Genomic DNA, 11,683 nt, shown 5'->3' with positions numbered 1-11,683 from the left:
GTGAGGAGTATTGTGATGAGTACTGAAGACAAACGCATACGCGAGTTGGCGCATCAGATCTGGGAATCCGAAGGCAAACCCCACGGTGAAGACGCACGCCACTGGGAGATGGCGCGCAAATTGGCCGAAGCGGAAGCGCTGACCCCGAGCAAACCTAAAGCTGCGGCCAAGCCCAAGACCGCGCCCAAGCCTGCGCCAAAAGCCAAGCCGCCGGCCCCGGCAGCGGCCAGCAAACCTGCACCGCCGGCAGCCAAGAAGCCTGCGGCGCCGAAAAAGCCCAAACCTTAACCGCCCACGCGCCTCCTGCCGACACTGTCGCCAGGAGGCCCTTTTTACTTTTTATTGCGTCAGCTGAGCAACCGTCGGCACGGTAGCGCTCGGCCCGAAAAAAGACCCTTGCAGGAGCAATTTAATGAGCAAACCCGATAACAACCCAGCCACGCCGGAAAATGAGCCGTCGCGGATTCGTGAAGGTTTGCCCTTCCCTCTAGGCGCCACCTGGGACGGCCTGGGCGTCAACTTTGCGCTGTTCTCGGCGAATGCCACCAAGGTCGAGCTGTGCCTGTTCGATGACACCGGTGAGGTCGAGCTGGAACGTATCGAACTGCCCGAATACACCGACGAAACCTTCCACGGCTACCTGCCCGACGCCCACCCCGGGCTGATTTACGGCTACCGCGTGTACGGTGCGTATGACCCGGCCAATGGTCATCGCTTCAACCACAACAAATTGCTGATCGATCCGTATGCCAAACAGCTGGTGGGTGAACTCAAATGGTCCGAGGCACTGTTCGGCTACACCATCGGCCACCCGGACGACGACCTCAGTTTTGACGAGCGTGACAGCGCGCCCTTTGTGCCCAAGTGCAAGGTCATCGACCCCGCGCACACCTGGGGCAACGACCAGCCGGTGCGAGTGCCGTGGGACCGCACGATCATCTACGAAACCCACCTGCGCGGCATCAGCATGCGTCACCCTTCGGTGGGCGAGTCGGTGCGCGGCACCTGCGCCGGGCTGATGGAAGATGACGTGCTCAAGCATATTCGCCAGCTCGGCGTGTCATCCGTAGAGCTGCTGCCGGTGCATGCCTTCGTCAACGACCAGCACCTGCTGCAAAAAGGCATGACCAACTATTGGGGCTACAACAGCATTGCGTTCTTTGCGCCCGACCCGCGCTACCTGGCCAGCGGCAAGATCGCCGAGTTCAAGGAGATGGTCGCGCACCTGCATGAACAAAAACTCGAGGTGATCCTCGACGTGGTCTACAACCACACTGCCGAAGGCAACGAGCGCGGCCCTACCCTGTCGATGCGCGGCATCGACAACGCCTCGTACTACCGGTTGATGCCCGACGACAAGCGCTTTTACATCAACGATTCCGGCACCGGCAATACCCTGGACCTGAGCCACCCCTGCGTGCTGCAAATGGTCACCGACTCACTGCGCTACTGGGCCACCGAGATGCATGTGGACGGTTTCCGCTTTGACCTGGCGACCATTCTTGGGCGTTATCGCGACGGTTTCGACGAGCGCCACAGCTTCCTCGTGGCCTGCCGCCAGGACCCAGTGCTGCGCCAGCTGAAAATGATCGCCGAACCCTGGGACTGCGGCCCCGGCGGCTATCAAGTGGGCAACTTCCCACCGGGCTGGGTGGAATGGAACGACCGCTTCCGCGACACCGTGCGCGCCTTCTGGAAAGGCGATGACGGCCAGTTGGCAGACTTTGCCGGGCGCATGACCGCCTCGGGTGAGATGTTCAACCACCGGGGTCGCAGGCCCTACAGCTCGGTGAACTTCATCACCGCCCACGATGGTTTTACCCTGCACGACCTGGTGTCGTACAACGACAAGCACAACGAGGCCAACGACGAAAACAACCAGGACGGCAGCAACAACAACCTGTCCTGGAACCACGGCGTCGAAGGCCCCACCGAAGATCCGGAAATCAACGCTCTGCGCCTGCGCCAGATGCGCAATTTCTTTGCCACGCTGCTGCTGGCCCAAGGCACGCCGATGATCGTGGCCGGTGACGAGTTCGCGCGCACCCAGCACGGCAACAACAATGCCTATTGCCAGGACAGCGAGATTGGCTGGGTCAACTGGGACCTGGACGACGACGGCAAGGCGCTGCTCAAGTTTGTAAAACGCCTGATTAAGTTGCGCCTGGCCTACCCGATCCTGCGCCGTGGGCGCTTCCTGGTGGGCGACTACAACGAAGATCTCGGCGTAAAAGATGTCACCTGGCTGGCGCCGGATGGCAACGAGATGAGCACCGAACAGTGGGAAGACAGCCATGGCCGCTGCCTGGGCATGCTGATGGACGGCCGCGCCCAGGAAACCGGGATTCGTCGCCCAGGCGCTGATGCGACCTTGTTGCTGGTGGTCAATGCCCACCACGACATGGTCAATTTCCGCTTGCCGCCGGTGCCCCAGGGTGAATTCTGGACCTGCATGCTCGATACCAATGCACCCGCCGTGCGCGGTCAGGAGCGTTTTGATTTCGAGCACGAATACGCGGTAACCGGACGCTCACTGCTGCTGTTCGAACTGCAACGAGACGACGAGGTGTGAGATGGCTCTGCATGGATTCCTTCAAGGCAACCGCAGCTACGCCGACACGCAGGCGCTGGGCGTTGCACTGAAGGCCCTTCAGGAGGAAGGCCTGGACCAACTGCCATTGCCCGGCAGCGGCCAGACGTTGGAACGCTACAGCCGGCTGGCGCAGGTGGCAGGTCATGACCTGCGCCTGTGCAAGCTGTTCGAAGGCCACACCGATGCCCTGGCGATCATCGCCGAGCTCGATAGCCCCTTGCCGCCCCTGGGCAGCGTTTGGGGCATGTGGGCCGCCGAACCGCCGACGGCCAAGGTACGCGTGCGCCGCGATGGCCAGCGCCTGATCGTCGATGGGCGCAAAGCCTGGTGTTCCGGCGCAGCGGTGGTCAGCCATGGCTTGCTGACCGCCTGGGACGAAGAAGACCGCCAACAGTTGGTGGCGGTCGAGATGAACCAGCCCGGCGTCACCGTCACCAACGACGGCTGGAAAGCGGTGGGCATGGCGGCCACCGGCAGTGTCGAAATCATCTTCAATGAGGCCCGCGGCATCGCGGTTGGCGAACCGGGCGACTACCTGTCGCGGCCGGGCTTCTGGCACGGCGGCGTCGGTATCGCCGCCTGTTGGTACGGCGGTGCTCAACGCCTGGCAGAAGTGCTGCGCGCGCAGTGCAGCCAACGTCCTGAGCCCCATGCGCTGGCGCATCTGGGCGCGGTCGACAGCGTGCTCAATAGCGCCGCCTGTGTACTGCGCGACGCCGCTGAGCAGATCGACCGCGACCCTCGCGCCGATGCGCGGCAACTGGCCCAACAGGCACGGGCGTGCATCGAGGATACCGTCGAACAGGTCATGCACCATGTCGGTCGCGCGGTGGGCGCCGGGCCTTATTGCAAAGATCCGCACTTCGCCCAATTGATCGCGGACTTACCCGTGTATGTACGCCAAAGCCACGCCGAGCGCGACCTGGCGGCGTTGGGAAAGCTGGTGGCGGACGAACCCACAGGGAGGTGGCTGTTATGAAACCCAACCCGATCGTTGGCCAGGGCACGCCGTTACATCAATGGCAGGGTTCAGCCCATATGGCCCAATTGCCGCACATCAGTGTTGAGCAGTTGGTACCCGCTGGGCACCGCGCCGTGATCATTGCTCCGCACCCGGACGACGAGGTGCTGGGCTGCGGCGGCCTGCTGCAAGGCCTGGCCATGCTCGACCGGCCGATCCAACTGATTTCCGTCACCGACGGCAGCGCCAGCCATCCAGGCTCCAGGCGCTGGCCAGTCGAGCGCTTGAGCATCGTGCGCCCGCAGGAGTCGGCCCAGGCCCTGCACCGTCTCGGCATGCCACTGCACAGTTTGCAGTGGCTGCGCGCAGGCTTTGCCGACAGCCAGGTGGCGGCCCGTGAAGATGAGTTGAGCGCGTTCATAGAGCGCTATCTCAAGCCCACCGATGTGGTGTTCACCACCTGGCGCGAAGACGGGCATTGCGACCATGAAGCCGTTGGCCGCGCCAGCGCCAAAGCGGCGCAGGCGGTAGGTGCGACGCTCTACGAGTTGCCCGTTTGGACCTGGCATTGGGCAACACCTGAGGACAGCCAAGTGCCGTGGCACCGTGCGCGCAAGATCGCGCTGACACCTGAAGCCGTGGCGCGTAAACGTCACGCCATTCATGCCTTTGCCAGCCAGTTGGAGGGCGACCCGCAGGTGGGCCTGGCACCGGTGCTGGCACCCTTTGTGGTGGAGCGTTTGCTGCAACCTTTTGAAGTGGTGTTTGTATGAGTGTGGCCACGCCCTATTTTGATCAGTTGTTCGCCGGTAATGACGACCCATGGGCCTTTCGCCAGCGCTGGTACGAACAGCGCAAGCGCGCGCTGACCCTGGCCGTGCTGACCCGGACCCATTACACGTCGATCTTTGAACCCGGTTGCGCCAACGGTGAGCTGAGTGCCGAGTTGGCCGCGCGCTGCGACCGCCTGGTGTGTTGCGACACGGCCGCCGCTGCCGTGGCGCTGGCGCAAGCCCGCTTGCTGGGGTTTGCCCACGCCCAGGTGCATCAAAGCCGTTTACCCCAGGAATGGCCGTACGGCCAATTCGAACTGATCGTGTTGAGCGAGCTTTGCTACTACCTTGACGCCGACGATTTACAGCGCCTGATCGACTGCGCCCTCAAGGCACTGACCGACAACGGCCAACTGCTCGCCTGCCACTGGCGCCCGCACATCGACGGTTGCCCGCAAACGGCCGAACAGGTGCACGAAATGCTCGCGCAACGCCTGGGCATGGCCCACCTCGTCCAACATCACGACAGTGACTTTCTACTCGACCTGTGGAGCCGTGACGGCACCTCGGTCGCCACCCATGAGGGCTTGCGATGATCGGCATTCTGATCCCGGTGCATAACGAAGAAGCGCTGTTGGGCGAATGCCTCAAAGCCGCGATGATTGCCGCCAGCCACCCAGGTTTGCTCGGCGAACCTGTGCAGATCCTGGCCGTGCTCGACAGCTGCAGCGATGGCAGCGCGGCGATTGCCCAGGCGTATCCGGTGCAGTGTCTACAAGTGCAAGCACGTAATGTCGGGCACGTGCGTGGGGTGGGTGCGCGGCATTTGTTGAACCAGGGCGCGCGCTGGATTTCGTGCACCGACGCCGACAGCCGTGTCGCCCCCGATTGGCTGGTGGCGCAACTGGCCTTGGGCGCCGATGCCGTGTGCGGCACGGTAACAGTGGATGCCTGGAGCGAAGGCTTCGACGCAGCGGCGCAGATCCGCTACACCCAAGCCTACGAAGCCCGCGACGGCCATCGACATATTCACGGTGCCAACCTGGGCGTGAGTGCCGCGGCGTATGTGCAGGCAGGCGGCTTCGAGCCATTGGCCTGCCACGAAGATGTGCAACTGGTGCGCAACCTGGAGCGCTGCGGCGCTTCCATCGCCTGGAGCCACACGCCCCAGGTGATTACAAGTGCGCGCCTGGACTGCCGCGCTCAAGGCGGTTTTGGTGATTATTTGAAGAGCTTGATGCAGGCCACCTGAATATTTCGACCTTGCAAGATGTAAAAACGCCGAATCCTTGACTATGCTGAAATCGCCTTGCTGGTCATCCAGGGTTGGATGGCCGCAGTTCATCGCAGCGGAGCCTGTGCTGAGTACAAGAGCGTCGTCCCGTCAACGGGGTACGACCCGGCATCATTTGACAAGGACGTGACACCGATGAAATCTGCCTCATTAAGCGAGGGCCGTCGCGGCCCTGCGCAAATCTGGAACAGTGCCCCGCAGTTGGCGCAAATCCCCTTTATCAAGCCCTCCTCCCTGGTGCCACGCGGTGCGCGCGTAGTGGTCATCGCGCCTCACCCCGGCGATGAGGTGCTGGCGTGTGGCGGTTTATTGCAACTGCTCAGCACCCTCGACCACCCGCTGCAACTGATCTCGATCACCGATGGCAGCGCCAGCCACCCAGGCTCGAATGCTTGGCCGGCAAGCCGCCTGAGTGTGATCCGGCCGCAGGAAAGCGCCGAGGCGCTGCGGCGCCTGGGCATGCCGCTGCACAGCCTGAAGTGGATTCGCGGCGGCTTTTGCGACGACGCCCTTGCCGCCCGCGAACAACCCATGAGCCAGTTCATTGCCCGCTACCTGCAAGCGGGTGACGTGGTGTTCACCACCTGGCGCCACGACGGCAAGGACGACCATGACGCCGTCGGCCGCGCCAGCGCCAAAGCCTGCCAGCTCACCGGCGCGCGCCTGTATGAACTGCCGATATGGGCCTGGCACTGGCCGGTGCGCGAAGGCTCGGTGATTCCCTGGTATCGCGCGCGCAAGGTACGGCTGGACAGCTGGAGCGTTGCGCGCAAGCTGCACGCCACCCATGCGTATGCCAGCCAATTGGTCGGCGACCCGGAGATCGGTTTGGCGCCCATGCTTGCCCAGGAGTTACTGGAGCGGATGCGTGAGCCCTATGAGATCGTGTTTGCCTAGAGACAGCTTATGTATCGCACTGTGTACAGCACCCTTCGCGATACACAGTGTTTAACCCGCGCCCATTTCTGAAACACAGCCGATACAGCACGACGTTCAACTGAGCACCCGGCACCCATCAAGCCCAAGGAGGCTCGCCATGCACGCTCAGTTGAAACGCCACCCACTTTTCCTGGCCTTTGCCCTGTTGCCATTCGCGGCCATGGGCATGGCCCATGCCGAAATGCCTGAACCGCAAACCCCGGCACCGCAGCATCAATCGGCGTTCGGGACGCTCAAGCACATCAAGGCCGGCCTGCTGGATGTGGCCTACGCCGAGGTCGGCCCGGCCAATGGCCAGGTAGTGATCCTGTTGCATGGCTGGCCCTACGATATCGACAGCTACGCCAACGTCGCCCCGCTGTTGGCCGCCAAAGGCTACCGCGTGCTGATCCCGTATGCGCGTGGGTATGGCGATACGCGTTTTCTGTCGGATAAAACCTTACGCAATGGTGAACCGGCGGCGCTGGCCCAGGACGTGATCGATTTCATGGACGCGCTGAAGGTCCAGCAAGCGGTACTGGGAGGTTATGATTGGGGCGCGCGCTCAGCAGATATCGTCTCGGCGCTGTGGCCGGAGCGGGTCAAGGCGTTGGTGTCGGTCAGTGGCTACCTGATCGGTAACCAGGCCGCCGGCAAAAACCCGCTGCCACCCAAAGCGGAATTGCAGTGGTGGTACCAGTTCTACTTCGCCACCGAACGCGGCGCCGCCGGTTACCAGAAAAACACCCACGACTTTGCCAAGCTGATCTGGCAGACCGCCTCACCGAAATGGGCCTTTGACGAGGCCACCTTCGAGCGCAGCGCCAAAGGCCTGGACAACCCCGATCACGTGGCCATCACCGTATTTAACTATCGCTGGCGCCTGGGCCTGGTGCAGGGCGAAGGGCAATACGCTGCGCTGGAGCAAACACTCGCGCAGTCGCCGAGCATTGGCGTGCCGACCATCACGCTTGAAGGCGACGCCAACGGTGCGCCGCATCCATTACCCGAGGACTACGCCAAACGCTTTACCGGCAAATACCAGTTCCGTCTGGTGAACGGCGGCATCGGCCATAACCTGCCGCAAGAAGCGCCGGCGGCGTTTGCCAAGGCCGTGATAGACGCTGACCAGCTGTGACGGGGTCTAGCCATGTGCCACCCTGGAAAATGTGAAATTTTTGTTAACTATCTCTCCCCAAAGGCTTTTTTGCTTCAGCCTGATCTGCCACACTAATGCGAATAATTATCAACAGATTTATTATTCGCCAGGGACGGCGTTCAGGGGAGACTCCGTTTCATGTCTGTGCAACTTCATGTTGGCAAAGCATTTACACCCAGTTTGATGGCGTTGGCGGTTTGTCTTGCCACCTCACCTGCGGCCTTCGCCGCCGACGCGCAACAGCCGCCAGAGGTGGTTGAGCTGGGTGCGACGCAGATCAACACCGAGCAAGTCCTCGGTGCGACGACTGAAGGCAGCCAGTCCTACACCACCGGCTCGATGGCAACCGCGACCAAACTGCCGCTTACCCTGCGTGAAACCCCGCAAGCGGTCACGGTGATTACCCGTCAGCGGATGGACGACCAGGCGATGACCAGCATCAACGACGTGGTAAAAGCCACGCCGGGTCTGTTCCTGAACTTCTCCAGTGGCCCTGGCCGAGAAGCCTATACCTCACGGGGTTTCGACATCGACAACCTGATGTATGACGGCATCCCCACTGGCTATAACGGCGTTTCAGTCGGCGCCCAGCCAAACCTGGCAATGTTCGACCGCGTCGAAATCGTGCGCGGTGCCACCGGTTTGGTGACCGGCGCCGGCAACCCTTCGGCGGCCATCAACCTGATACGCAAGCGACCACTCGACGAGCAGAAGGTCACCCTCACCGGCGCCGCCGGCAGCTGGGATGACTACCGTGGCGAGCTGGATGCCTCCAGCCCACTCAATGACAGTGGCACTTGGCGCGGCCGGGTTGTGACCTCTTACCGTGACGCCAATGGGTTTATCGATAAAGCCAAGGAAGACCACGGCTTGTTCTATGCCGTCACCGAGGCAGACCTCAGCGAAGACACCACCCTGACCCTCGGTTTCTCGAACCAAAAGGACAAGACCAATTACTTCTGGGGTTCTTCGATGGTCGGCCAGGACGGCCATCACTTGAACCTGCCGCGCTCCTACAACCCAGGGACCCCATGGGAGAACAAGGACCAGGAAATCAACACAGTGTTTGCCGAACTACGTCAGCGCCTGGCCAACGACTGGAAACTGCAGATCAACGCCAACTACGCAGAACAGGATGCGCTCTTTTCGGGCTCCTACCAGTCGCGCTGGGTCAACAACACCCTGGCGCGCACGGTTTACCAGGCCTCTTACGATGAAAACCAGGCCGGCGTCGACGCCTTCGCCAGCGGCCCCTTCCAGGCCTTCGGGCGGACCCATGAATTGGTGGTCGGCGCCAGCCGCCGCATCTATGACATGACCACCCACAACTACAGCCCGTACAACTTGAACTGGCCGCTGACGGCGGGCAAACCGGACTTCGTCCACACCACCAACGACCGCGATGTCACCACCCAGGACGGTGTCTACCTCACCACACGCCTGAGCCTCGCCGACCCGTTGAAGCTGATCCTCGGCGCCCGTCTGGACTGGTATGACTACGATGCCCATGGCAGCAACGATGGCGATTACCATGTCACGCGCAACCTCACCCGCTATGCCGGTCTTATCTACGACCTGGACGATCATCACTCGGTGTATGTCAGCTACAGCGACATCTTTACCCCGCAGAGTGACAAGGACAGCTCCGGCACACCGCTCAAGCCGATTGTCGGCAAGAACTATGAGGTCGGTATCAAGGGCGAATACCTGGGCGGCGCATTAAATGCGAGCGTCGCGCTGTTTCGTGTAGACCAGGAAAACCGTGCCGTGGCGGTCGTGGTACCGAACTGCCCGCAGGCATCCTGCGCGGTAGCCTCAGGCGAGATTCGCAGCCAGGGTATCGACATGGAACTGCAGGGCGCATTGACCCCCAATTGGCAGGTTGGCGGCGGCTACACCTATGCACGCACCCACACCATCAAGGATGACGCCAACCCGCAAAATGTTAACAAACAGTTCGACACCGACGTTCCCGAACACCTGTTCAAACTGACCACTAGCTACCACTTGCAGGGCGCACTGGAAAACCTCCGCGTGGGCGGCAACATCTCCTGGCAGAGCCGCCTGTATAACGACTTCCAGGTCGCCGACGGCAGCACTTACCGCCTCAAGCAAGGCGCCTATGCCGTGACCGACCTGATGGCTGGCTACAAGGTCAACCAGCATCTGGACCTGCAGCTCAATGCCAACAACATCTTTGATCGCACGTATTACAAGTCCATCTCCAACTCCGTGAGCTACGGCGGTGATTCCTACGGCGCACCGCGCAATATGATGGTGACCGCCAAATATAGCTTCTGATCCTGCTTGTATCTTCGGTCGCCCGCTCGGGCGGCCGTTCTTAAGTCTTCCTACTCACTGCCGATAACGGTTTGTTACACCTGAACCGGCAAAAAAACCTGATACCTGCTTTGCTTTTTACCGGCGGCCCATCGTGGCACGCCGCATGCTTTGTTCCTGGCTCGACCACATGGAGTAAGAGTGAATGCCCGCACGCGCCCGCTTCCTGGAGCACTACCGCAAAGCCGACCGCATCATGCTGGCGTTGATCTGGCTGATGTTTTTATTCTCCCTGGGCCTGGCCTTCTGGCACGACACTTGGCTGCAAGCCGTGATCGTCGGTGGTGGCGCCAGTGTGGTGCTTACGCTGCTCTATCGCGCCCTCGGTGGCACCCGATTAATGCGCTGTTTGCTCGGCGCCGGCCTGATGGTCATGGCCGCGCTGCATATCAACCAGGCGCAGGGCTTGATCGAAGCGCACTTCGGGATTTTCGCGCTGCTGGCGGTGCTGACGTTTTACCGCGACTGGCTGCCGATCCTCGTCGCAGCGGTGACCATCGCCGTCCACCACGTTGTGTTTCACGCATTGCAGCATCAAGGTTTCCCGGTATTTGTGATGGACCATCATGGCGGCTGGAACATGGTGTTCGTGCACGCCTTTTACGTCGTGATGGAGACCATCGCCCTGCTCTACCTCGCCATTCATAGCCAGGCCGAGGCTGTCGAAAGCCAGGAAATGCTGGAAAAAATGCTCGCCGTGACGTCCCAGCTCACGGTAGAAACTGCCCATAGTGAAGGCAAAACGCACGTGTCCCTGGCCAAGCGTTTCGACCATTTCCTGCAACAGCTCACCCACCTGATCGATGGCGTTACCCGTGACTCCCACGGTCTCGGCCAACTTGGCCAGGCGTTGGCCAGCGCCAGCGGCACCCTGGAAACCGGCGCACGCCATCAGTTGGCGGAAATCAACCAGATGACCGGCTCCATGCAGCGCATGGAAGACGCCACCGCCCATATCACCCAGCACGTCGAGCACGCAGTGGAACACGCAGGCCAGGCCCGCGAACAGATCGTGCGCGGCCAGCAAAGCGTCGGCCGTGCCCAACATGAAATCACCCAACTGGCCTCACGCATCGACGGCACCAACCAAACCGTACAAGGCCTGGCCACCCAGGCCGAACAGATCGGCTCGGTACTCGAAGTGATCAGCAGCATCGCTAACCAGACCAACCTGCTGGCGCTCAACGCCGCTATCGAAGCCGCCCGCGCCGGCGAGCAAGGCCGAGGCTTTGCGGTGGTCGCCGACGAGGTCCGCAGCCTGGCGCAACGCACCGCCGTCTCCACCCAGGAAATCAAACAGATCATCGAAGGCCTGCAACACGGCAGCCGCCAAGCCGTCGAAGCCATGCACGACAGCCAGGCAGGTGTAGCGCGCTGCGTGGAGGACAGCCAACTGGCGGTGGACATGTTGCAGGCCGTGGGCGCTGACATCGCGCATATCGACGAGCTGAACGGGCGAATCGTGATTACCACCCGCGAACAGACGTCGGCCAACCAGGAGATTGTCGGGCGCCTGCAGTCAGTGCAGAACATTGCGCAAAGCACCGCGGATGATGTGGAAACCCTGGCGCGCAGCAGTGAGCAGTTGCCGCCGATTGCGGTCAGGCTGGATGCGTTGGGGCGCAGGTTTCACCCCTGAAAACAG

At 61.7% G+C, this 11,683-nt stretch carries 10 protein-coding genes; all 10 read left to right on the top strand.

All coding sequences use genetic code 11. The features are described 5' to 3' along the window. Positions 1-15 precede the first annotated feature (15 nt). The gene (locus P5706_RS14845) at positions 16-288 is read left to right on the top strand and encodes a DUF2934 domain-containing protein (RefSeq protein WP_200432230.1); all 273 of its coding nucleotides are present in this window, start codon (positions 16-18) and stop codon (positions 286-288) included. A 124-nt stretch (positions 289-412) separates the two neighbouring features. Beyond that, positions 413-2,572 (top strand): glycogen debranching protein GlgX, encoded by a 2,160-nt coding sequence (glgX, locus tag P5706_RS14840; protein ID WP_200432231.1) that lies wholly within the window; start codon positions 413-415, stop codon positions 2,570-2,572. A 1-nt stretch (position 2,573) separates the two neighbouring features. Beyond that, positions 2,574-3,572, top strand: coding sequence for an acyl-CoA dehydrogenase family protein (locus P5706_RS14835; RefSeq protein ID WP_285679695.1), 999 nt, complete (start codon positions 2,574-2,576; stop codon positions 3,570-3,572). Then, the gene (locus P5706_RS14830) at positions 3,569-4,327 is read left to right on the top strand and encodes a PIG-L deacetylase family protein (protein WP_285679694.1); all 759 of its coding nucleotides are present in this window, start codon (positions 3,569-3,571) and stop codon (positions 4,325-4,327) included. Before P5706_RS14835 ends, P5706_RS14830 begins: the two co-directional genes overlap by 4 nt. Then, positions 4,324-4,923, top strand: a complete 600-nt coding sequence (locus P5706_RS14825; RefSeq protein ID WP_285679693.1) for an SAM-dependent methyltransferase — start codon at positions 4,324-4,326, stop codon at positions 4,921-4,923. Before P5706_RS14830 ends, P5706_RS14825 begins: the two co-directional genes overlap by 4 nt. Beyond that, entirely contained in the window at positions 4,920-5,579 is a 660-nt protein-coding gene (locus P5706_RS14820; RefSeq protein WP_285679692.1) for a glycosyltransferase family 2 protein, read from the top strand. The genes P5706_RS14825 and P5706_RS14820 overlap by 4 nt, the downstream gene beginning before the upstream one ends. Positions 5,580-5,756: 177 nt before the next feature. Beyond that, the gene (locus tag P5706_RS14815) at positions 5,757-6,518 is read left to right on the top strand and encodes a PIG-L deacetylase family protein (protein WP_138453744.1); all 762 of its coding nucleotides are present in this window, start codon (positions 5,757-5,759) and stop codon (positions 6,516-6,518) included. Between the two features lie 139 nt (positions 6,519-6,657). Further along, the gene (locus P5706_RS14810) at positions 6,658-7,677 is read left to right on the top strand and encodes an alpha/beta fold hydrolase (protein WP_285679691.1); all 1,020 of its coding nucleotides are present in this window, start codon (positions 6,658-6,660) and stop codon (positions 7,675-7,677) included. 159 nt (positions 7,678-7,836) lie between these two features. Further along, positions 7,837-9,999 (top strand): TonB-dependent siderophore receptor, encoded by a 2,163-nt coding sequence (locus tag P5706_RS14805; RefSeq protein WP_200432237.1) that lies wholly within the window; start codon positions 7,837-7,839, stop codon positions 9,997-9,999. Positions 10,000-10,183: 184 nt separating this feature from the next. Then, a complete protein-coding gene (locus P5706_RS14800; protein ID WP_285679690.1) occupies positions 10,184-11,677 on the top strand; it encodes a methyl-accepting chemotaxis protein in 1,494 nt (497 codons plus the stop codon). The last annotated feature ends 6 nt before the right edge of the window (positions 11,678-11,683 follow it).

Origin of the sequence: Pseudomonas sp. ChxA, assembly GCF_030263855.1 — a bacterium.
GTDB classification, from domain to species: Bacteria; Pseudomonadota; Gammaproteobacteria; order Pseudomonadales; family Pseudomonadaceae; genus Aquipseudomonas; species Aquipseudomonas fluorescens_CB.
This window is presented reverse-complemented; position numbering and strand designations above follow the sequence as displayed.

Excerpts from the sequence above, each read along its gene's own strand:
- P5706_RS14845 (WP_200432230.1), top strand. The coding sequence starts at position 16 with ATGAGTACTGAAGACAAACGCATACGCGAGTTGGCGCATCAGATCTGG.
- glgX (WP_200432231.1), top strand. The coding sequence starts at position 413 with ATGAGCAAACCCGATAACAACCCAGCCACGCCGGAAAATGAGCCGTCG.
- P5706_RS14835 (WP_285679695.1), top strand. The coding sequence starts at position 2,574 with ATGGCTCTGCATGGATTCCTTCAAGGCAACCGCAGCTACGCCGACACG.
- P5706_RS14830 (WP_285679694.1), top strand. The coding sequence starts at position 3,569 with ATGAAACCCAACCCGATCGTTGGCCAGGGCACGCCGTTACATCAATGG.
- P5706_RS14825 (WP_285679693.1), top strand. The coding sequence starts at position 4,324 with ATGAGTGTGGCCACGCCCTATTTTGATCAGTTGTTCGCCGGTAATGAC.
- P5706_RS14820 (WP_285679692.1), top strand. The coding sequence starts at position 4,920 with ATGATCGGCATTCTGATCCCGGTGCATAACGAAGAAGCGCTGTTGGGC.
- P5706_RS14815 (WP_138453744.1), top strand. The coding sequence starts at position 5,757 with ATGAAATCTGCCTCATTAAGCGAGGGCCGTCGCGGCCCTGCGCAAATC.
- P5706_RS14810 (WP_285679691.1), top strand. The coding sequence starts at position 6,658 with ATGCACGCTCAGTTGAAACGCCACCCACTTTTCCTGGCCTTTGCCCTG.
- P5706_RS14805 (WP_200432237.1), top strand. The coding sequence starts at position 7,837 with ATGTCTGTGCAACTTCATGTTGGCAAAGCATTTACACCCAGTTTGATG.
- P5706_RS14800 (WP_285679690.1), top strand. The coding sequence starts at position 10,184 with ATGCCCGCACGCGCCCGCTTCCTGGAGCACTACCGCAAAGCCGACCGC.